Here is a 20,869-nt window from a genome sequence, read left to right on the forward strand (position 1 = left end):
GGCGGTGGGGCGCATCCAATGAAAGTATTCACGACCCATTTGTTTCATTCATTTCATAACCCGTTCCATGGATAGGAGATGCGCATGTCGTCGTTATCGGCCACGATCCAGGACGTCTTCAACGAACCGGGCTGCGGCAAGAACGCCAACAAGTCCGAAGCCGAGCGCAAGAAGGGCTGCACGAAGCAATTGCAGCCCGGCGGCGCGGCCGGCGGCTGTGCCTTCGACGGCGCCAAGATCGCGCTCCAGCCGCTCACCGACGTTGCTCATCTGATCCACGGCCCGATCGCCTGCGAAGGCAATAGCTGGGACAATCGCGGCGCGAAATCCTCCGGTTCGAACATCTGGCGCACCGGCTTCACCACCGACATCAATGAGACCGATGTCGTGTTCGGCGGCGAGAAGCGCCTGTTCAAGGCGATCCGCGAGATCATCGAGAAATACGATCCCCCAGCGGTGTTCGTCTATCAGACCTGCGTGCCGGCCATGATCGGCGACGATATCAATGCGGTCTGCAAGGCCGCGAAGGAGAAGTTCGGCAAGCCGGTCATTCCGGTGAATTCGCCCGGCTTCGTCGGCCCCAAGAATCTCGGCAACAAGCTCGCGGGCGAAGCCCTGCTGGAGCATGTCATCGGCACCGAAGAGCCCGAATTCACCACCCCTTATGACCTGAACATCATCGGCGAATACAATCTGGCCGGTGAATTGTGGCAGGTGAAGCCGCTGCTGGACGAATTGGGTATCCGCATCTTCTCGTCCATCTCCGGCGACGGGCGCTATAAGGAAGTGGCCTATTCCCATCGCGCCAAGGCCGCGATGATGGTGTGCTCGAAAGCCATGATCAATGTCGCCCGCAAGATGGAGGAGCGCTACGGCATTCCCTTCTTCGAGGGCTCCTTCTACGGCATCGAGGATTCCAGCGATTCCCTGCGCGAAATCGCCCGCCTGCTGATCGAGCGCGGCGCGCCCGAGGAATTGATGACCCGCACCGAGGCGGTAATCGCCCGCGAGGAGGCCAAGGCCTGGGCCGCGATCGCCTCCTACAAGCCGCGCTTCAAGGGCAAGAAGGTTCTGCTCATCACCGGCGGCGTGAAATCCTGGTCGGTGGTGGCGGCCCTGCAGGAAGCCGGCCTTGAGCTGGTCGGCACCTCGGTGAAGAAGTCCACCAAGGAAGACAAGGAACGCATCAAGGAATTGATGGGCCAGGACGCCCACATGATCGACGATATGACGCCGCGCGAAATGTACAAAATGCTCAAGGACGCGAAGGCGGACATCATGTTGTCGGGCGGGCGCTCGCAATTCATCGCGCTCAAGGCGTCCATGCCGTGGCTCGACATCAACCAGGAACGCCACCACGCCTATATGGGCTATGTGGGCATGGTGAAGCTGGTCGAGGAAATCGACAAGGCGCTCTACAACCCGATCTGGGAGCAGGTGCGCAAGGCGGCGCCGTGGGAAGTGGCCGGCACCAATTGGCAGGCGGTCGCCATGGCGCAGATGGATGCGGAAGCCGCCGCGCTGGCGGCCGATCCGGTCGCCGCCGAAGCCGCGCGCCGGGCGAAAAAGATCTGCAATTGCAAAACGGTCGATCTCGGCACCATCGAGGATGCGATCGCGGCCCACGGGCTGACGGATGTCGAGGGCGTGCGCACCCACACCAACGCCTCCGGGGGCTGCGGGGCATGTTCCGAGCGGATCGACGACATCCTCGCAGCCGTCGCCGTGACGGCGGTCCCTGCCCTCCAGGCTGCGGAATAGGCGGCGCCATGGCAAAGGTCACACTCGGCAAGAAGGCCTGCGCGGTCAATCCGCTGAAGATGAGCCAGCCGATCGGCGGCGCGCTCGCCTTCATGGGGCTGCGCGGCGCCATGCCCCTGCTGCACGGCTCCCAGGGCTGCACCTCGTTCGGCCTGGTGCTGTTCGTGCGGCACTTCAAGGAAGCGATCCCGATGCAGACCACCGCCATGAGCGAGGTGGCGACGGTGCTCGGCGGCTATGAGAACGTCGAACAGGCGGTGCTCAACATCCACAAGCGGACCAAGCCCGAGATCATCGGCATCTGCTCCACCGGCGTCACCGAGACCAAGGGCGACGACGTGGAGGGCTATATCAAGCTTATCCGGCAGAACCATCCGGAAGTGGCCAACCTACCCATGGTCTATGTCTCGACCCCCGACTTCAAGGACGCGTTTCAGGACGGATGGGAAAAGACCGTGACCCGCATGGTGGAAGTGTTGGTGGATACGCCAGCCAATGCCGCCCGGCGCGACCCGGCGCGGGTGAATGTTCTGCCCGGCTGCCACCTGACACCCGGCGACATCGAGGAGGTGCGCACCATCCTTGAGGATTTCGGCCTGGAACCCTCGTTCCTGCCGGATCTGGGCGGCTCGCTGGACGGGCATATTCCCGACGAATTCACGCCCACCACCATCGGCGGCATCGGCGTGGATGAAGTCGCCACCATGGGCCAAGCCGCCTGGACCATCGCGATCGGCGCGCAGATGAAACAGGCCGCCGAGGCGATGGAAAAGAAGGCCGGCACGCCGTTCAAGGTGTTCGAGCGCCTGTGTGGCCTTGGTCCGAACGATGCTTTCGTGTCCTTCCTCAGCGAGATCAGCGGCCGGCCGGTGCCGCTGAAATATCGCCGCCAGCGCGGCCAGCTGGTGGATGCCATGCTGGATGCCCATTTCCACGTGGGCGGCCGCAAGCTCGCCATCGGCGCGGAACCCGACCTCCTGTTCGATCTCAGCTCCATGCTGCACGAATTGGGGGCCCATGTGACGGCCGCCGTCACGACCACCCAATCGCCGGTGCTGGCGCGGGTGGAGACGGACGATGTCCTGATCGGCGATCTGGAAGACCTGGAAACCCTCGCCAAGGCACGGGGCTGCGACTTGCTGGTGACCCACTCCCACGGCCGGCAGGCGGCGGAACGGCTTCACATTCCCTTCTATCGCGCCGGCATGCCCATGTTCGACCGGCTGGGCGCGGGACATCAGCTGAGCGTCGGCTATCGCGGCACGCGCGACACGATCTTCCACATCAGCAATCTCATCATTGCCGACCACGAAGAAAATCACGAACCCACGCCCGATACCTGGCGCGGCGAAGGTCACGTCGCGGGCCATGCCGCTGCGGCGCATTGATGCGAGACGAGGAAAGGAAGATCCCATGAAGATCGCATTCGCAACCCAGGATCTGAAGCGTGTCGATGCTCATTTTGGCTGGGCCAAGAACATCGCGATCTATGAGATCGGCCCCCAGGGGCACCGCTTTCTTGAGGCCATCCAATTCGATGGCGACCTGAAGGAAGACGGCAACGAAGACAAGCTGGCGCCCAAGATCGATGCCATCAAGGATTGCGCCATCCTCTATGTGGCCGCCATCGGCGGGTCCGGCGCGGCGCGCGTGGTCGCGAACAATATCCATCCCATGAAGGTGAACCAGCCGGAGGAAATCTCCGACCTTCTCGTGAAGCTGGAGGATGTGCTGAAGGGCAATCCTCCCCCCTGGCTGCGCAAGGCTCTGGCCAAGGGCCAGGAACGCACCTTCGATTTTGATGAGTGAGGAACACCATGGCTGAAACCGCAGAACTCGCCCCGACCCCCGCCGCCGAGGCTCCCTTCATCAAGGAATTGATCAAGGTGTGGCGCGCGCAGGATTCCCATGGCGCGTGGGACAGCAAGGCCGACCTCGACCTGCTGGAACCCTATATTCTCGATAAGGAGGCGCGCCGCGCCCTGCCGATCATCGGCGATCCCGATCCCGATACGCTCTGGCGCATGGAACTGTTCTTCAACGCCGTCTGCCTCTCCATCGAGAAGGCGACCGGTGTGATGATCACGCCCATGATGAAGATGAGCCATGAGGGCTTCGGCCGCATGGTGCTGATCGGCGGCCGGCTGATCGTTGTGAACAAGCAATTGCGCGACGTGCACCGCTTCGGCTTCGACACCCTCGCGAAGCTCGCCGAGGAAGGCCAGAAGCACGTCGATGCCGGCATCGAGATGATCGAGAAATTCGAACCCGTCGCGAAATATTGAGGTGATCCATGAGCGACCTGGAAAGCTTGAAGGCGGAAATCAAGAAGCTGTCAGCCAAGGCGACGGCCGCCAAGATGGATCTGCATGATCTGTCCGAAGAACTGCCGATCAGCTGGGAGACCATCCCCGACGTCGCCAAGCGGGCACACGAGGCCTACGCCGAACTGGAGCAGAAGCGTGCCCAGTTGAAGGCGCTCGAAGCCCCCTGACACCGGGGCACTGCACCCCCGCATCGCCCGTGGGCTGTCTCACGGGCCGGTGGTCAAGCCCGCGCGGACCTGAACGAACCCTTTCGGCGCCGGTCAAGGAGCGGCGCCGTCGGTCTCATCTGAAAGTCGAGAGCATCATGTCAAACGCAACCCGCGACGGCCGCGCCTGGCAGCCGGAATATCTCCTGGCCATCGACGTCAAGAAGTGCATCGGCTGCGGTCGCTGCTACAAGGTCTGCGGCCGGGATGTGATGACCTTGAAAGGCATCAATGAGGACGGCGAATTCATCAGCCTCGATGACGATGAGGATGATGAAGTCGAGAAGAAGATCATGGTGATGAACGACGACGGCGCCTGCATCGGCTGCGGCGCTTGCGCGCGCGTCTGCCCCACCAATTGCCAGACCCACGGCACGGAGAAGGCGGAAGCTGCCTGAACGACGGGGGATTGAGGACGGAGCATGGCGCGTCCGTCCTCGGTCATGCGTGACCCGGCAGGACGGAGCCGTCGCCGCGCATCCCGGTCGGGCGACGCCGCACGCCCGTTCGGCAGCTATTGCGGCAAGGCCGCGGAAATTCTCTGGGCGGCATCCTGCAACACCGGCAGAAATCGGGTGCGCATGGTCTCCACCGAGGTGCGACCCTCGTGCGTGCTGACATTGAGCGCCGCCAACACCTCCGACCGGCGATTGCGCACCGGCACGGCGATGGAGCGCAGTCCCATTTCCAATTCCTGATCCACCAAAGCCCAGCCCTGGCGGCGCACGCTCTCCACCGCATCCTTGAGGGCCAGCATGTTGGCCACCGTGCGCGGCGTGCGGCGCTCGATCTTCTGCCGGTCGTAGAAGGCCGCGAGCTGCGCCGGAGGCAGGCCGGCGAGCAGGACCCGCCCCATGGAGCTGCAATAGGCCGGCAGGCGGCTGCCGATGCTGAGGCCGATGGTCATCACCCGCGCCGTCGGCTCGCGCGCGACATAGACGATGTCCGCCCCATCCAGCACCGCGAGCGAGCAGGATTCCTGGAGCGTGTTGACCACGTCGCGCATGATCGGCTGGGCCACCTCCCACACCGGTAGGGAGGACAGATAGGCAAAGCCGAGATCGAGCACCTTCGGGCGCAGCGAGAAATACTTGCCGTCCACCTCGGCATAACCCTCACGGACCAAAGTGAGCAGGAAGCGCCGCGCCGTCGCCCGTGTCAGGCCGGTCTGCTGGGCCACTTCGCTGAGCGTCATGCGCGGCTTGTATTGGCTGAAGGTGCGGATCACCTCGAGCCCGCGCGCGAGGGACTGGACATAGTCCTTATCCTCGCTCGCCTGCGCCGTGTTCATGCCGTCTCCCCGGAACCTTCGTTCGCTGCCTCATTATCATGCGCCGGCGCCCCCTGCCCAGCCGCGCGCGCCGCCATCAGGCGCTCATCGCGCCAGGCAACGCGCGCCTCCCATTGGTCGAGCGGCAGCACGGCCCGGCGCGCCGCCGCGACGCGGGCGACGAGATCCTCGTCCCACACGTCCGGCTGGCCACGCTCGGCGCCCATCTGGCGGTAGCGCTCGCCCATGCGGCGCGCGTGCTCGGCGATGCCGCCGCGATAATTGAGGTCCGCGGTCTCGAACGGGCCGATCAGCGACCAGCGTAGGCCGAGGCCGCCGGTCATGACGGCATCGATGTCGGCGACATCGGCCACCCCCTGCTGGAGCAGCCAATAGGCCTCCCGCAGCACCGCGCCTTGCAGGCGATTATAGACGAAGCCGTTGATCTCGCGCTTCAGCACCACCGGTGTCTGGCCGACCCGCGCCATCAGCGCGCGGGTGCGCTCCACCGCCTCGGGCGCCGTGAAGGGGGCGGGAACGATCTCGACGATCGGCAGCAGATAGGGCGGATTGGCGGGATGGGCCACCAGGCAACGCGCCCGTCCCGGCAAGGCAGCGGCAAATTCCGAGGCCGGCAAGGAGGACGTGGAACTCGCCAGCACCGCATCGCCGGGCGCCATCTCGTCGAGGGCGCGGAACAGGTCGATCTTCAGATCCAGCCGCTCGGGGATGCTCTCCTGCACGTGGATCGCCCCAGCCAGAGCCGCGCCGAGATCGTCGCCCACCGAGAGGCGCGCCATCACCGCCTCGGGCGCGGTGGCGAGGAGGCCGTGATCGGCGAGGGCGGCCAGGCGTTGGGCGATGCCCGGCCGGACGGCGGCGCGCACGTCGGCGCTGGCGTCGTGGATGCGCACGTCAAAGCCGGCCCGCGCGAACACGATGGCCCAGCCCAGACCCATGCTGCCACCCCCCACCAGAGTGACGATCCCGCCTTCCGCCCAAGCCATGCCCGCTCCATCTGTACGCATGATGAACGTTATGTTCGTATTGCGCACAAAATACCACACGATTGCTGCTGTCAACCCGCCCGTTCCGCAAGCGGTGCCGTTCGATTTTTAATCGATATTTTTCAGTATTTTATCTTATTTTTTCGCAGACCATCTCTGCAATGCAGCATCGAAACCGCTTGACGCTTTGTTTGCAGGCCACTTATGAAAATCACAAATAAATGTTCGTATATCGAACAAACGCGCGGGATCCATGACCGAAGCCTTCATCTGTGATGCGGTGCGCACGCCCATCGGCCGCTATGCCGGGGCACTTTCCGCCGTCCGGCCGGACGATCTCGCCGCCCACGTCATTCGCGCCCTGGTGGAGCGCGCGCCCGCGCTCGACACCGCGCGGATCGAGGACGTGATCTTCGGCTGCGCCAATCAGGCGGGCGAGGACAATCGCAACGTCGCTCGCATGGGCGCATTGCTGGCGGGGCTGCCGGTCGGGGTTCCGGGCACCACCATCAATCGCCTGTGCGGCTCGGGCATGGATGCCGTGGGCACCGCCGCCCGCGCCATCAAGGCCGGCGAGGCGCATCTGCTCATCGCCGGTGGCGTGGAGAGCATGAGCCGCGCCCCCTTCGTCATGGGCAAGGCCGACAGCGCCTTCTCCCGCGCGGCGAAGATCGAGGACACCACCATCGGCTGGCGTTTCGTCAACCCGCGCATGAAGGCGATGCACGGTGTCGATTCCATGCCCGAGACCGCCGAGAATGTAGCCGAAGAGTTCCAGATTTCCCGCGACCGCCAAGATGCCTTCGCCTTGGAAAGCCAGCGCCGCACTGCCGCCGCCTGGGCGCAGGGGCGCTTCGCCGATGAAATCGTCGCGGTGCCGGTGCCCCAGCGCAAGGGCGAGCCCAAGCTGTTCGACCGCGACGAGCACCCCCGCGCCGATCTTGCCATCGGCGATCTCGCCCGCCTCAAGGGCGTGGTGAAGGCGGACGGCACGGTGACTGCAGGCAATGCCTCCGGCGTCAATGACGGCGCCGCCGCCCTGCTCCTCGCCTCCGCCGTCGCGGTGGAGCGGCACGGCCTGACGCCGCGCGCCCGCGTGCTCGGCATGGCGAGCGCCGGCGTGCCGCCGCGCATCATGGGCATGGGCCCCGCCCCCGCCAGCCGCAAGGTGCTGGAGCAGGTCGGGCTCACCCTCGCCGACATGGACGTGATCGAACTGAACGAGGCCTTCGCGGCCCAGGCGCTCGCCGTGCTGGGCGATCTCGGCCTGCCGGACGATGCGGCCCATGTGAACCCGAACGGTGGCGCCATTGCCCTCGGCCATCCGCTCGGCATGTCCGGTGCGCGCCTGGTGGGCACCGCCGTGCACCATCTCACCCGCACCGGCGGACGCTATGGGCTGTGCACCATGTGCATCGGCGTCGGCCAGGGCATCGCCATCGTGATCGAGCGCGTCTGAACGCTCGGCAGATCCTTGAAATCTTGGGAGGAAGCATGAAGACCAAAGCAATCTGCGCCGGCGTTCTGGCGAGCCTGATGATGGCCGCCCCGGCGGCCGCGCAATATGCCGGCGGCGGCGTCAAGATCGGCGTGCTCACCGACATGTCGGGCGCCTATTCCGACCTCGCCGGCAAGGGCTCGGTGGAAGCCGCGCGCCTCGCCATCGAGGATTTCGGCAAGCCGATCAACGGCAAGCCGGTGGAACTCGTATCGGCGGACCACCAGAACAAGGCGGATGTCGCCTCCACCACCGCCCGCGCTTGGTACGACACCGAGAATGTGGATGCCATTTTCGACATCAACGGCTCGGTCGCCGCGCTCGCGGTGCGCGACGTGGCGAAGGAAAAGGGCAAGGTCGACATCAATTCCGGTGCCGCCTCCATGGCGCTCACCAACAAGGCCTGCTCGGCCACCGGCCTGCATTGGACCTATGACGTCTATTCGCTCGCGGCCGGCACCGGCAATGCGGTGACCAGCGGCGGCGGAAAATCCTGGTATTTCATCACCGCCGACTACACGTTCGGCCATGACCTGGAACAGCAGGTCGCCAAGATCGTCAAGGAAAAGGGCGGCACGGTGAAGGGGGCGGTGCGCGCGCCGTTCAACAGCTCGGACTTCTCCTCCTACCTGCTCCAGGCCCAGGCGTCGGGCGCGCAGATCATCGGCATGGCCAATGCCGGCGCCGATACCATCAACACCATCAAGCAGGCGCGTGAATTCGGCATCACCCAGGGCGGGCAGACGCTGGCCGCGCTGCTGCTGTTCCTCACCGACATCAAGTCGGTTGGCCTTGATAACGCGCAGGGCATGGTGCTCACCACCGGCTTCTATTGGGATCTCGACGACAAGACCCGCGCCTTCTCCAAGCGCTTCGCCGAGCGCATGGGCGGCAAGATGCCCACCATGGTGCAGGCCGGCGTCTATTCCTCGGTGCTGCATTATCTCAAGGCCGCCGAGGCCGCGGGCACCGACGAGGGGGTGAAGGTCGTCGCCAAGATGCGCGAGCTGCCCATCGACGACATGTTCGCCCGCAACGGCAAGATCCGCGCGGACGGCCGCATGGTGCACGACATGTATCTCGCCAAGGTGAAGAAGCCGGAAGCCTCGAAGGGTCCGTGGGACTTCTACGAGATCGTCCGCGTCATCCCCGGCGACGAGGCATTCCAGCCGCTCAGCGAGAGCACCTGCCCGCTGGTCAAGAAGTGAGGCACGGGGGCGCCGGGGCTGCACGCGCAGCCGGCGCCCCTTGCTCATCCCCCAAAAAAGGTCCGTGCCATGCTGTTCCATGTCGAGATGAAGGTGAACATCCCGCACGATTTCCCGGCCGAGAAGGCCGAGGCCATCAAGGCGGCGGAAAAGGCCTATGCGCAGGATCTCCAGCGGCAGGGCAAATGGGTACATCTGTGGCGCATCGCGGGCCGCTACGCGAACATCTCCATCTTCGACGTGGAGAGCGTGGACGAGTTGCACACCCTGCTCGCCTCGCTGCCCCTGTTCCCGTTCATGGACATTCACGTGACGCCCTTGGCGCGCCACCCTTCCTCTCTCTGAGAAGCCTGCCCCGACCATGATCGACAAGACGAGACCCGACACGCAAAGCTGCGTTGCCGACATTCCCGACGGCGCGACCATACTGGTCGGCGGCTTCGGCGGCGCCGGCATGCCGCATGAACTGATCGAGGCGGTGATCGCGCGCGCGCCGAAGGACCTCACCATCATCTCCAACAACGCCGGAAACGGCACCACGGGCCTTGCCGCCCTGCTTGCGGCGGGGCTGGTGCGCAAGGTGGTGTGTTCGTTTCCGCGCCAGGCGGATTCCCAGGTGTTCGACACGCTCTATCGCGCCGGCAAGGTGGAGCTGGAACTGGTGCCGCAAGGCAATCTGGTGGAGCGCATCCGCGCCGGCGGGGCCGGGATCGGCGCCTTTTTCACCCCCACAGGCTATGGCACGCCGATCGCCGACGGCAAGGAGACACGGGAGATCGAGGGGCGTAATTATGTGCTCGAATATCCCATCAAGGCCGATTTCGCCCTGATCAAGGCGTGGCAGGGCGATCGCTGGGGCAATCTCGTCTATCGCAAGACGGCGCGCAATTTCGGCCCGGTCATGGCCACCGCCGCCAAGGTCACGGTGGCGCAGGTGCAGGAGATTGTGCCCCTCGGCAGCCTCGACCCGGAGGTGATCGTTACCCCCGGCGTGTTCGTGAACCGCGTGGTGGCCATCGGCACGGGAGCTTCCCAATGAGCGACACCCCAATGAGCGATATCGCAATCGACTTCATGCCCTGGACCCGTGCCGAGATGGCGCAGCGGATCGCCGCCGATATTCCCGAGGGCGCGGTGGTCAATATCGGCATCGGCATGCCCGAACTCGTGGCCGATTATCTGCCGCAGGATAAGGAAATCCTGCTCCAGAGCGAAAACGGCATCCTCGGCATGGGGCCCAAACCCGGCGCCAATGCCGTCGACATGGACCTCATCAACGCTGGCAAGCAGCCCGTGACTCTGCTCGACGGTGGGGCCTTCTTCGACCACGCCCTCTCCTTCGCCATCATGCGCGGCGGCCATCTCGACATCACCATCCTCGGTGCCTTCCAGGTGGCGGAAAATGGCGACCTTGCCAATTGGGCCACCAACGATCCCAATGCCATTCCCGCCGTGGGCGGCGCCATGGATCTCGCGGTCGGGGCCTCCAACGTGTTCGTGATGATGGAGATGCTGACCAAGAAGGGGGAGTCGAAGCTGGTGGACCGCTGCAGCTACCCGCTTACCGGGCTCGCCTGCGTCTCGCGCGTCTATACCGACCATGCCGTCCTGGACATCGCGCCCCACGGCTTCGTGGCCCGGCACCTCGCTCCGGGGCTCAGCCTCGACGAGCTGCAGCGGCGGGCGGGCATCAAGATCCACGCAGCCTGAGGCGAGCACCCATGCCCTACATCATCGAGACCTTCGACAAGCCCGGCACGCTGGACCTGCGCGCGGCGACGCGGGACGCGCATCTCGACTTCCTCGCCGAGAACGCCCCGCTCCTGCTGTCCTGCGGCGCCAAGCTGGACGATGACGGTAACACCGCTGGCGGCGGGCTCTATGTGGTGGAATTGGAGACCCGCGCGGAGGCGGAAGCCTTCATCGCCGCCGATCCGTTCTTCCAGGCGGGCCTGTTCGAACGCGTCTCCATCACCCGCTGGCGCAAGGCTTACGTGGCCGGCGTCAGCTATCTGCCGCCCAAGGCATGAGCATGCACCGCACCTTGGTGACCGGCGGCGCCGGCGGCATCGGCCTTGCCGTTGCCCGGCACGAGATCGCGGCGGGCCGCGACGTGGTGGTGCTGGACCGCCTGCCGCCCCCCGCCGATCTTGCCGCCCGCTTCATCGCCGTGGACATGATGGATGAGGCCGCAACGGCATCCGCGCTGGCCGAGGCGCTGGCGGAGGGCCCCATCACCCGCCTCGTCAACAATGTGGGCATGGTGCGGCCGGCAACTCTCGACGAGACGAGCAGCGCCGATTTCGCCGCCGTCATGCGGCTCAATCTCGGCACCGCCATCCAGGCCACGCAGGCCTTGCTCGCCTCCATGCGGGCGGCGCGCTTCGGCCGCATCGTCAATGTTTCCAGCCGCGCCGCCTACGGCAAGGAATTGCGCACCGCCTATGCCGCCAGCAAGGCGGGCCTGCTGGGCGCCACCCGCACCTGGGCGCTGGAACTGGGCAAGGACGGCATCACCGTGAACGCGGTCGCCCCCGGCCCCATCGCAACCCCGCTGTTCACGGCGGCGAACCCGCCCGACGCCCCGCGCACCCGCGCCATCGTCGAGGGCATCCCGGTGGGCCGCATGGGCTTGCCGCAGGATGTGGCCGAGGCCATCGGCTTTTTCCTCTGCGACGGAGCCGGCTTCATCACCGGCCAGACGCTGGCCGTGTGCGGCGGCGTCACTGTCGGCAAGGCCACCGTCTGAAGGACGGATCTGCGCAAAACCGTGAGCGAGGAAACAATCATGCCTTCGAACCCGCGCTGGGTCCGCCGCCCCGAGGGCTCCACCTGGGGCGATTTCGGCCCCGACGATCAGCTCGGCCGGCTCAACCTGCTGACCCCTCAGAAGGTGCGGGAGGGCATCGCCGAGGTGCGCGAGGGCCGCACCTTCTGCCTGAGCCTGCCGCTCGACCGGCCCGGCGGCAAGGCGCTCAATCCACGGCGCGGGCCACCCGTGCTCTCGCCCACCGGCCCCGCCGACAAGCCCCGCTGGAACCAGTGCCTGTGCCATGACGAGGCCGGCTTGCTGGATGTGGTGTGCGACGACAAGGTGGAAATCGCCCTGCAATATTCCACCCAATGGGATGCGCTGGTGCATGTGGGGGCGCTGTTCGACGCCGATGGCGACGGCATGCCCGAGCCGGTCTATTACAATGGTTTCCGCGCCGGCTCCGACGTGCTCGGGGTGCGCGAGACCGCCGCCGCGGGCCGCGCCTTCGGTGCCCTGAAGCTGGGCATCGAGAATGCCGCCGCCCATGGGGTTCAGGGCCGGGGCGTGCTGGTGGACCTGTTCGCCCGCTTCGGCGAGACGCGGCGCTTCGTGACCTATGACGACCTCATGTCGGTGATGGACGCCGATGGAGTGAGCGTGGAACCGGGCGACATCCTGTGCCTCCACACCGGCTTTGCCGGCGTGGTGATGCGCATGGACGGAGCGCCCGACCCGGCCGTTCTGGCGAACGCCTGCGCGGTCCTCGACGGGCGCGACGAGCGCCTGCTGCAATGGATCAGCGACAGCCAGATCGCCGCCCTCGCCACCGACAATTACGCGGTCGAGGGACTGCCTGCGCGCCCCTTCGGGCGCGGCGCGAAGGCCGCCATGCCCTTGCACCATCATTGCCTGTTCAAGCTCGGCCTGCCGCTCGGCGAATTGTGGTGGCTGGGCGATCTTGCCGCCTATTTGCGGGCGAGCGGGCGCACCCGCTTCCTGCTCACCGCCCCGCCCTTGCGGCTGCCCGGCGCGGCGGGCTCTCCCGTCACCCCCATCGCCACGCTCTGACCCGCGTGACCTCCTGGAGACCGCCGGACATGCCCTTCCTCCTCGCCGGAGAGATCCTCACCCATTATGCGCTCGAAGGCCCGGCGGAGGCGCCGGTGCTGCTGCTCGCCAATTCGCTCGGCACCAATTTCCATGTGTGGGACCCGGTGATGGCGGAGCTGACCGCCCATTTCCGCGTGCTGCGCTATGACATGCGCGGCCACGGCCTGACCGATGCGACCCCCTTGCCCGATGCGTTGAGCGGCTATTCGATTCCCGCCCTGGCCGGCGACGCCCTGGCGCTGATGGATGCGCTCGGCATCGCCAAGGCCCATGTGTGCGGCCTCTCCATCGGCGGCATGGTGGCGCAACATCTCGCCGCCCACGCGCCCGAGCGGGTGGACCGGCTCATCCTGTGCGATACCGCGCTATTGATCGGGCCGGCCTCGGTGTGGACCGACCGCATCGCCGGCATCCGTCGGGACGGCCTCGCCGCCATCGCGCCGGGCGTGATGGCCCGCTGGTTCACCGACAGCTTCCGCGCCCGCGCGCCGCAGATCATGCGCGGCTATGTCAACATGGTCGCCCGCACCACCCTCGACGGCTATATCGGCTGCGCTCTCGCGGTACGGGATGCGGACCTGCGGCCCTCGGCGAAGGACATCGTCGCCCCAACCCTGGTGCTGGTCGGCGATCAGGACCCCTCCACCCCGCCGGCGTCCGCTCACGAACTCGCCGCCGCCATTCCGGGGGCGAAGCTTGAGCTGATCGCCGACGCCTCGCACATTCCCTGCGTCGAACAGCCCGCGCAGATGGTGCAACTCGTGCTTGCCCATCTCGCGCGCTGAAATTCGGCGGAACATCCGCGTACGTTTCGGTTCAAACCGGGTTATCTCCGGTTTGAACCGCTGTTCGTCCGCCGAAACGGGCGGGTCCGCGGCGGGCTATTCGATGCCCTGCTCGCGGGCTTTCCACATGGCGGCGATGCGGAACCGCTCATTGATCGCCGCCGGACTGGCCAGGATTTCCGCCTCCGCTTCTGCAAACGCCGCCAACACCTTATCGACCTCCTCGCGCGTCAACGGCAGCCGTCCGGCGACATGGGTCGCATCCGGAACGGCGGCAAGGATCGCGCGCCGGTTCGGATGGTCCTTCACCTCAATCAGTTCAAAGGCTTCAAGCGCGCCGTCGAGACAGATGGCAAGGCCGATCACCTCGAGCTTGCGTCCGTCTTGTGTGGTCTTGATGAGGGTGGTCATGATCTGCCTTCCTCTTCTGTCGCAAGCCAGCTGTAACCACCCTGATCCCAGAGCTGGGCCAGGGCCTGGTCGGCCTTCGAGGTGGGGAACTGCTGCCGGACCGTTTCAAAATCGCTCTGGAAGCGGGCCGCGTCGTCGCCGGCGAGATGGGCGACCATGTGTTCAGTCTTGAACCGCAACACGAAGGACACGCCATCCCCGCCAGCGCAGAGCTGATATTCCTCGCCCTCCAGGATGATACCGGCGGCGATTGTCTGCTCGCTCATGCGCATGGCCTCCTTCTGGTCCCGGATTTCATGCGGCCACGGCCGCCGGCGTGTCCTCGGCACCGCCCCATTCCGCCCAGGATCCATCATAGACGGCGGCGGTGGGATGGCCGATCGCATGCAGCCCCAGGGCGAGCACGCAGGACGAAATGCCCGACGCGCATGTGGTGACGATGGGCCGGTTGAGATCGATTCCCGCCGCGGCGAACCGTGCCGCAAGGGCTTCCTTCCCCCGCAGCGCGCCGGTCTCCGGATGGATCAGATCGGCCCAGGGAATGTTGATGGCATTGGGGATATGGCCCTGCTTCTTCACCGGAAAGACGTCTTCCTGGGTCCCGTCGAACTTCGCCGGGCCGCGTGCGTCGATGAGCTGTTCCGCCCCGCTGAACAGGTTGTCCTGGATCTGGCTCATGCTGCGCACCAGTTCGGGCCGGAAGCAGGCCTCGAACACGCGCGGCTCGGGACGGACCGGCGACATTTCCGTCGGCAGCTTTTCCTTCACCCATTTGGCGAATCCGCCGTCGAGCATCGCCACATTGTCATGGCCGAACACGCGGAACATCCACCAGGCCCGGCCGGCCGCGGAGCCGCCATACAGGCGATCATAGACGACAACACGGTCGCCGGGCCCCACGCCCATAAGCCCCACCTTCTTGGCGAAATCGGCGGCGCTCGGCAGCATATGTGGCAGCGGGCTCGATGTATCCGCCACGTGATCAATATCGAAATGAACCGAGCCGGGAAGGTGACGCCCGCGATATTGCGTCCGCCCGTCAAGATTTGTGCTGGTGTGATGCCAAGTGCAATCCAGGATCCGAATGTCCGGATCCGCAAGATGCGCTGCAAGCCATTCGGTGGTTACAAGTCCTTCAGGATTTTCCGAGCTCATGCACTTGATCTCCCTGTCGGAAAGCCGACCCACTGTCGCGAATTAGACACCAGGCCCGCGCGCCCGGTGTTCCCTCATCTGGCCGCGTCCCTCACAGAACGCGCGGCATCGCATAGCCCGGCTGAGGCCGCGCATCGTAATAGTCCGGCCGCTCCGGCCAGCCGCCCTCAGCGATGAATTTGAAATGGGCAACCCGCACCGGGGCACCCACCGAGCACGACACTTCGGCGAACTTGATCTCGCGATTGCCAGGCCCGGCCGAGAAATCCGCCACCACCTTGCCATCCGCCGTGCGCGCACGCGCAAAACCAGGGGTTCCGACCGTGACTGCCGGCACCGAACTCGCGACGAACAAAGGCGTTTCCTCGCCTTCCACCTCGGGACCGAAGGCCGGAGTGGCGAAGGTGAAGGTGGTCAGGATGCCGCTGCGCTCCACCGGCCGGTCGGCAGTGAGGGGACGGGCGACCGAATAGATGGTCAAGGTTCCGCCGGCGAGAAGCGCCTTCAGCTCTTCCAGGGAGGTTTGGGCGAATTCTTCTGCAACGTTCATGTCAGTCTCCAAACATTGGCGGGTTGCGGAATGACAGATCAATTTCTGTGCCAATTGCCACGGCCTCTGCGCTCAGCGGCCACCATCGGCGGATCGCGCGGACACCTCCGGGAAGTTTGCGCGAATCTTGCAGGACGGTCCGGCGAGACGAACAGATGTAGGCAGGCCATGCTCGACACGGCGATTATCGGAGGCGGGCTCTGCGGCCTCGCCCTGGCGCGGAGCCTCTCCCGACACGGCCGGCCGGCCGCGCTCTTCGAAGCGCGCCCGCGGCTCGGGGGGCGCATCCTGACGGTGGAGGACGCAGCGAGCGGCCTCCCCCTCGATCTCGGCCCGACCTGGTTCTGGCCGCAGAGCCAGCCCCTTGTCGCAGGCCTCATCGCCGAAACCGGCCTCGCCCATATTCCCCAGCATGACGCAGGCGTGGTGCTGCACCTGCGCGATCCGGACAAGCGGGCGGAGGAAATGGCGGATCGGCAGGTTCATGGCGATGCCCGTCGCCTGGAAGCCGGCATGGGGCAATTGGTGGAAGCATTGGCCCGGGACCTGCCGCCGGAGCGGACCTATCTCGGCCATTTGCTCACCCGCGTGACCGACCGAGGCGATCATGTCGCCCTCGCCTTTCGTGTCGGCGACCATACGGTGTCGCTGGAGGCCCGGCACGTGGTCCTTGCCCTGCCGCCACGCCTGCTGGAGGAAAGCGTCGAGTTCGAGCCGGAGCTCAGCGCGGCGGTCCGCGACGCCATGCGGGGCACAGAAACCTGGATGGCGGCGCGGGCGAAGGTGATGGTCGCCTATCCGAGCGCCTTCTGGCGGAACGCCGGGCTTGCCGGCAATGCCTTCGTCACCCATGAGCAGGCGGTGATCGGCGAAGTGTTCGACGCCTGTGACGGCGCCGCGGACAAGGCCGCGCTCGGCGGCTTCCTGGCGCTGACGCCGCAATTGCGCCAAGACTTCAGCATCGGCCTGCCCATGCTGATGGACAATCAATTGGTGCAAGTGTTCGGCGCGGGCGCAGAGGGCGGCACCCAATATTACCAGGATTGGGCGACCGAGCCTTTCACGTGCAGCGATCGCGACCGCGACGCAACGATCGGCACCCACTCCGACACCGGCAATCCGCTTCTGCGCCGCCCGCTGTGGGGCGGCCGGCTGCACATCGGCGGTTCGGAGACGGCCGCGCAGGGCGCCGGCTATCTGGAAGGGGCGCTGGACGCCGCCCGGCGCATCGAGCGGGCTCTGATACAGGCTTGGGCCGCACAAAGCGCACAGACCCGCGCGGACGGACCTTCCGCTCAGGATGTTGACGGCACGGGAGACGGGCCCGCGCTCGCCGCCTGGCGGGCCTGGGTGGCGCTTCAGGGCGAAGTCGCGTTCGATGATTATCGCCGTCGCCTCACTCACGCACTCGCAACCCAGCAGCGCGAACAGATCACCCAGCGCGCGATCCTCGCCGCTGCGGAAGCCACCTTTGCCGGCGCGCTGGTAAAGCTGGGCGAACTGCCCCTCGATCTGACCGCAGCGGGTGTGGAGCGCGGACGGGCCAGCCTCACGCCGCTGGTTCAGCAGCCGTTCGGCGCCTTCATGCAGGCGCTCGTGGACGATGTGATCGCCTTCAACCGCACATCCTGCGCCTTATCGAATTTTCCTGACGAGCATCAATTATCGAAGGCCTATGTGCAGGCCATCCTGCGCGACATTGCGGCGGCGTGGCAGGAATTCTCGCTCGCCGCCAATCGGCTGCTGCTACCGAAGGCGCAGCCGGCACAGGACCAGCCTATGAGCGCGCGGGGGGATCTGCGCGCAAACCTGCAAGCACCGGGGATTTCCTCATGAGCGAGCGCAACATGGACGAGAACGTGGCCTACGCCATCTGTAGCATGAGCGACATTCCGAGCCAGCGCGCCGCCGGCTTTCATCTGATGATCGTCGGCGAAAACGGCGAACCCAAACCCTGGCCCATCATCGTGGTGCGATGGGGGCGCCAGGTGTTCGGCTATGTCAACAAATGCCCCCACGACGGGGTGAATCTCGACTGGGAGCGCAACCAGTTCCTGGACCCGAACGGCATCCGCCTCATGTGCGGAAAGCACGGTGCCCTGTTCGAGCTGGGCACCGGCACCTGCGTGGACGGCCCTTGCAAGGGCAAGAGCCTGATCCCGGTGGCGCTGAGCGTGCTCGACAACGACATCTGCGTGACCGGCGTCACCCTCGTGGAGGAGGATGACGAGGTCGCCGCCGACGAAGCGCAAGCCTGACGAAGGGAAGGCCCGACGACGGATCGGCCCGTCAGACGGGGCGGTTCTCGTTGCGGTTCTTCACCGGCTCCATGCGGGCGACGCCTTCCTCGAAGGTGATGGGCGTATAAGCCTCGTTGAAGCCGATGGCCGCATCGAGCAAATGGTCGAGCTTGCCGGCCGTATCGAGCTTTTTCACATCGTTCTTGTCGATGCTCGTCAGGTCCATCATCTCCTTCCAGACCGTCGATTCATCGCACGGCAGGACAAAGAAAGTGATGCCATCGATCACGACCTTGTATTTGGCCAGAAGATCAATGTTGTTGGCGAAGATGAAATAGGTTCCGGTCGGGCTCAGCAGCCCCTTCAGCACCTCGGCGGCGACCGAGAGATAAGCGAAGGAATGGATATAGCCGACCAGGATCGGGATGGTCGGCTCTCCCGCCTGGACGACGGTCAGGACCTGTTCGATGGAGAAATCCGGCGGGCGCTTTTCGTCCGCGACCTGGGCCTGGAACTTCAGCGCGATATCGCCGCGAAAGCCGAACCGGCCCGGCTTCTTCGTCGGGGCCTTGAGAACCGCATTGAGCAGCCGTCCCTCCCGATCAAGCCGGGCCAGCGCGGTCTCCTCGATCGTGATCGTCTTCTCAAGCGTCGTCATGGATGAATCCCCGGTTTTCAAAGGCGTTTCCGGCGCCCGAGCGCCGACCGGGACCACCGATGCAAATAGCCTGCCGCTTCCCTGCTGGCGTGAACCGTGCATGCCAAAGAGGTACGCGTCTGCGCTCCTCTTTCAAACCGACAAATGGCCATGAAGCTGCAAATCGAACGTCCCTATATCGAGGCGATGGTCACGCGTTTTCCAGCCTTGGCGCCGCTCACGGAGCAGTTGCGCTTCGGCGAGAAGATCGAGGTCGCCTTCACCAACCTTTCCGAGCCCGAGCTTGACTTCCTCCAGCACCTGTACCGCGGCGCAGGTCCCCAGATGCAGACGCGCGTGGCGCAGATCGCGACCCTGCAAAGGGCGTTCAGCGACAAAAGTGTCAGGTTTGCTGCGAACGACCTGGAATCCGTCGTGCCGGCCATCGCGCGCTATCTGATCGCCGATGCGATCCACGGATGGATGTTCACCGCCAGCGTCGCGAGCCGGCCCCTGCCCTATGTTGTGACGCGCCTCGACTATACGCCGCCTTCCAACGACGAGACCGGGCGGGTCTTCGTCGAGTTGAAGGCCAATGCCAAGGGCGCCGTCACCTCCACCACGCTGCGCATTTCCGGCGGCGAGATCGCCGGCAAGACGGTTGCGGAAATCTTCGCAGCCAAGGGATTTCTGAAGGAAACCCCGGAATTGATCGCCGCCTATGAGGAGACCGAGGCGCGTTATTTCGCATGGCGCGGCCGCTATGGGGCGCAGTTCTCCGGCCGGGGCACCGGCTTTTATACCGACGATCCCAATTCCTCCCACCGCGACACCGACTGGTCGCGCAAGGATGTGGTCGTCTTGTCCTCCGGCGGCGGAGCCGCGCGGCTGGTGAACGACGAAAGCATCCTCACCGCCCGCGCCCTGACCCTTGAGGTCACCGGCGATATCCTCGGCCAATATCTGCGCAAAGCGGCGAAGAGCAATCTTTACGATGCCGAGGAGGAGGTGGAGGAATCGAAGGCGGCGATCCGCCCGGGCCTGTTCAGCCGGATCCCGATCCATCCCTACATCCTCATGTTCCACCTGGACCTGCACCATTATCTGTGGGTGCATGTGGAGGACATGGAGCCCTATGCCTACCAGCCGAACCTGCGGGAAAAGCTGGTTCTGCCCGAAGAACAGACCGACCTCATCGACATCCTGACCGCCGAGATGGACGTGCTCATGGATGATATCGTCGCGGGAAAATCCGGCGGCACCACCGTGCTGTGCGCGGGTCCGCCCGGGGTCGGCAAGACGCTGACCGCAGAGGTTTACGCGGAGATCATCCAGCGCCCGCTTTATCGCGTGCATTCCGGTCAGCTGGGCTTGAACGCCGCGGCCATGGAGAGCGCGCTGAAGGACACGCTGACCCGCGCGCAGCGGTGGGGCGCGGTGATGCTGATCGACGAGGCCGACGTCTATATCAAGCGGCGGGCAGACGACATCGCCATGAATGCCGTGGTTGGCGTGTTCCTGCGGGTACTGGAATATTTCAACGGATTGCTGTTCCTGACCACCAATCGCATCGACGATATCGACGAGGCGATCGTCTCGCGCTGCATCGCTTTGATCAAGTTCCACGCGCCAGACAGCGCCGCGCGGCGCCGGATCTGGGGCGTGATGAGTGATCAATTCGGCCTCTCCCTCGAGACACCGCTGCTTGACGCCCTGGTGGACACATTCCCGACCACCACGGGACGCGACATCAAGGGCCTCGCGAAGCTGGTGGCGAAATATTGCCGCCACAAGCGCGTGCCGCCGACACTCGAAGTGTTCGAGCGTTGCGCGATCTTCCGAGGGATCGACCTCGGCCGCGCGGCCTGAAGCCCCCCTCGTCCCATGGCCGCAAGCGGAGGCCGGGACGCCGGCAAAAGACGTCCGCTTTCGGACGCCGTGCCCTCTGT

25 protein-coding genes are annotated in these 20,869 nt (G+C 65.4%); 18 read left to right on the forward strand and 7 right to left on the reverse strand.

Translation table 11 applies throughout. From position 1 onward, the window contains the following. Positions 1-84 precede the first annotated feature (84 nt). From nifE to fdxB, 6 genes are all read left to right on the forward strand, one after another. Positions 85-1,761, forward strand: coding sequence for a nitrogenase iron-molybdenum cofactor biosynthesis protein NifE (gene nifE, locus V5G24_RS15670; RefSeq protein WP_394081325.1), 1,677 nt, complete (start codon positions 85-87; stop codon positions 1,759-1,761). Positions 1,762-1,769: 8 nt separating this feature from the next. Then, the gene (gene nifN, locus V5G24_RS15675; RefSeq protein WP_394081323.1) at positions 1,770-3,149 is read left to right on the forward strand and encodes a nitrogenase iron-molybdenum cofactor biosynthesis protein NifN; all 1,380 of its coding nucleotides are present in this window, start codon (positions 1,770-1,772) and stop codon (positions 3,147-3,149) included. Between the two features lie 25 nt (positions 3,150-3,174). Beyond that, entirely contained in the window at positions 3,175-3,570 is a 396-nt protein-coding gene (gene nifX, locus V5G24_RS15680; protein WP_394081321.1) for a nitrogen fixation protein NifX, read from the forward strand. 8 nt (positions 3,571-3,578) lie between these two features. Continuing rightward, positions 3,579-4,046, forward strand: a complete 468-nt coding sequence (locus V5G24_RS15685) for a NifX-associated nitrogen fixation protein (RefSeq protein WP_394081319.1) — start codon at positions 3,579-3,581, stop codon at positions 4,044-4,046. Between the two features lie 8 nt (positions 4,047-4,054). Continuing rightward, the gene (locus V5G24_RS15690) at positions 4,055-4,255 is read left to right on the forward strand and encodes a CCE_0567 family metalloprotein (protein WP_394081317.1); all 201 of its coding nucleotides are present in this window, start codon (positions 4,055-4,057) and stop codon (positions 4,253-4,255) included. 137 nt (positions 4,256-4,392) lie between these two features. Beyond that, positions 4,393-4,692, forward strand: coding sequence for a ferredoxin III, nif-specific (gene fdxB / locus V5G24_RS15695; RefSeq protein WP_394081315.1), 300 nt, complete (start codon positions 4,393-4,395; stop codon positions 4,690-4,692). Positions 4,693-4,808: 116 nt separating this feature from the next. On the opposite strand, the gene V5G24_RS15700 is transcribed toward fdxB, so the two are convergent. Together V5G24_RS15700 and V5G24_RS15705 are read right to left on the reverse strand one after the other, a co-directional pair. Further along, on the reverse strand, positions 4,809-5,585 hold the full coding sequence (locus V5G24_RS15700; protein ID WP_394081313.1) for an IclR family transcriptional regulator: 777 nt from the start codon (positions 5,583-5,585) through the stop codon (positions 4,809-4,811). Continuing rightward, positions 5,582-6,571: a 3-hydroxyacyl-CoA dehydrogenase gene (locus V5G24_RS15705; RefSeq protein ID WP_394081311.1), complete on the reverse strand. Its 990-nt coding sequence runs from the start codon at positions 6,569-6,571 to the stop codon at positions 5,582-5,584. Before V5G24_RS15705 ends, V5G24_RS15700 begins: the two co-directional genes overlap by 4 nt. 253 nt (positions 6,572-6,824) lie before the next feature. On the opposite strand from V5G24_RS15705, the gene pcaF reads away from it, so the two are divergent. From pcaF to pcaD, 9 genes are all read left to right on the forward strand, one after another. Continuing rightward, positions 6,825-8,030 (forward strand): 3-oxoadipyl-CoA thiolase, encoded by a 1,206-nt coding sequence (gene pcaF, locus V5G24_RS15710; RefSeq protein ID WP_394081309.1) that lies wholly within the window; start codon positions 6,825-6,827, stop codon positions 8,028-8,030. Between the two features lie 35 nt (positions 8,031-8,065). Continuing rightward, positions 8,066-9,277, forward strand: coding sequence for an ABC transporter substrate-binding protein (locus V5G24_RS15715; protein ID WP_394081307.1), 1,212 nt, complete (start codon positions 8,066-8,068; stop codon positions 9,275-9,277). 69 nt (positions 9,278-9,346) lie between these two features. Beyond that, positions 9,347-9,622, forward strand: coding sequence for a muconolactone Delta-isomerase (catC, locus tag V5G24_RS15720; RefSeq protein ID WP_394081305.1), 276 nt, complete (start codon positions 9,347-9,349; stop codon positions 9,620-9,622). Positions 9,623-9,641: 19 nt separating this feature from the next. Further along, positions 9,642-10,316: a 3-oxoacid CoA-transferase subunit A gene (locus V5G24_RS15725; protein ID WP_445322300.1), complete on the forward strand. Its 675-nt coding sequence runs from the start codon at positions 9,642-9,644 to the stop codon at positions 10,314-10,316. Continuing rightward, the gene (locus V5G24_RS15730) at positions 10,313-10,987 is read left to right on the forward strand and encodes a 3-oxoacid CoA-transferase subunit B (protein ID WP_394081301.1); all 675 of its coding nucleotides are present in this window, start codon (positions 10,313-10,315) and stop codon (positions 10,985-10,987) included. Before V5G24_RS15725 ends, V5G24_RS15730 begins: the two co-directional genes overlap by 4 nt. Before the next feature lie 11 nt (positions 10,988-10,998). After that, complete coding sequence (locus V5G24_RS15735; RefSeq protein WP_394081299.1) at positions 10,999-11,307, forward strand: YciI family protein; 309 nt, start codon at positions 10,999-11,001, stop codon at positions 11,305-11,307. Between the two features lie 2 nt (positions 11,308-11,309). Then, the gene (locus tag V5G24_RS15740) at positions 11,310-12,026 is read left to right on the forward strand and encodes an SDR family oxidoreductase (protein ID WP_394081297.1); all 717 of its coding nucleotides are present in this window, start codon (positions 11,310-11,312) and stop codon (positions 12,024-12,026) included. Between the two features lie 39 nt (positions 12,027-12,065). Further along, positions 12,066-13,100: a cyclase family protein gene (locus V5G24_RS15745; RefSeq protein ID WP_394081295.1), complete on the forward strand. Its 1,035-nt coding sequence runs from the start codon at positions 12,066-12,068 to the stop codon at positions 13,098-13,100. 29 nt (positions 13,101-13,129) lie between these two features. Next, positions 13,130-13,927 carry a 3-oxoadipate enol-lactonase gene (pcaD, locus tag V5G24_RS15750; RefSeq protein WP_394081293.1) on the forward strand — a complete coding sequence of 266 codons (798 nt, stop codon included), beginning with the start codon at positions 13,130-13,132 and terminating at the stop codon, positions 13,925-13,927. A 96-nt stretch (positions 13,928-14,023) separates the two neighbouring features. Here the strand turns inward: pcaD and V5G24_RS15755 are convergent, their stop codons facing one another. The 4 genes from V5G24_RS15755 to V5G24_RS15770 all read right to left on the reverse strand — a co-directional run bounded on the left by V5G24_RS15755 (position 14,024) and on the right by V5G24_RS15770 (position 16,043). Then, positions 14,024-14,341, reverse strand: a complete 318-nt coding sequence (locus V5G24_RS15755; RefSeq protein ID WP_394082090.1) for a hypothetical protein — start codon at positions 14,339-14,341, stop codon at positions 14,024-14,026. Then, entirely contained in the window at positions 14,335-14,604 is a 270-nt protein-coding gene (locus V5G24_RS15760) for a hypothetical protein (protein ID WP_394081291.1), read from the reverse strand. Before V5G24_RS15760 ends, V5G24_RS15755 begins: the two co-directional genes overlap by 7 nt. A gap of 28 nt (positions 14,605-14,632) precedes the next feature. Next, positions 14,633-15,493 (reverse strand): sulfurtransferase, encoded by an 861-nt coding sequence (locus tag V5G24_RS15765; protein ID WP_394081289.1) that lies wholly within the window; start codon positions 15,491-15,493, stop codon positions 14,633-14,635. A 91-nt stretch (positions 15,494-15,584) separates the two neighbouring features. Next, positions 15,585-16,043, reverse strand: coding sequence for a hypothetical protein (locus V5G24_RS15770; RefSeq protein ID WP_394081287.1), 459 nt, complete (start codon positions 16,041-16,043; stop codon positions 15,585-15,587). A 168-nt stretch (positions 16,044-16,211) separates the two neighbouring features. On the opposite strand from V5G24_RS15770, the gene V5G24_RS15775 reads away from it, so the two are divergent. Next, positions 16,212-17,879: a flavin monoamine oxidase family protein gene (locus V5G24_RS15775; RefSeq protein WP_394081285.1), complete on the forward strand. Its 1,668-nt coding sequence runs from the start codon at positions 16,212-16,214 to the stop codon at positions 17,877-17,879. Between the two features lie 11 nt (positions 17,880-17,890). Further along, positions 17,891-18,301 carry a Rieske (2Fe-2S) protein gene (locus tag V5G24_RS15780; protein ID WP_394082088.1) on the forward strand — a complete coding sequence of 137 codons (411 nt, stop codon included), beginning with the start codon at positions 17,891-17,893 and terminating at the stop codon, positions 18,299-18,301. Positions 18,302-18,332: 31 nt separating this feature from the next. On the opposite strand, the gene V5G24_RS15785 is transcribed toward V5G24_RS15780, so the two are convergent. Further along, entirely contained in the window at positions 18,333-18,941 is a 609-nt protein-coding gene (locus V5G24_RS15785) for a hypothetical protein (RefSeq protein ID WP_394081283.1), read from the reverse strand. 150 nt (positions 18,942-19,091) lie between these two features. Between V5G24_RS15785 and V5G24_RS15790 the strand changes: the two genes are divergently transcribed. Further along, positions 19,092-20,789: an AAA family ATPase gene (locus V5G24_RS15790; RefSeq protein ID WP_394081281.1), complete on the forward strand. Its 1,698-nt coding sequence runs from the start codon at positions 19,092-19,094 to the stop codon at positions 20,787-20,789. Positions 20,790-20,869 lie beyond the last annotated feature (80 nt).

The organism is Roseixanthobacter finlandensis, from assembly GCF_043195105.2.
In the GTDB taxonomy this organism is placed as follows: domain Bacteria; phylum Pseudomonadota; class Alphaproteobacteria; order Rhizobiales; family Xanthobacteraceae; genus NCEH01.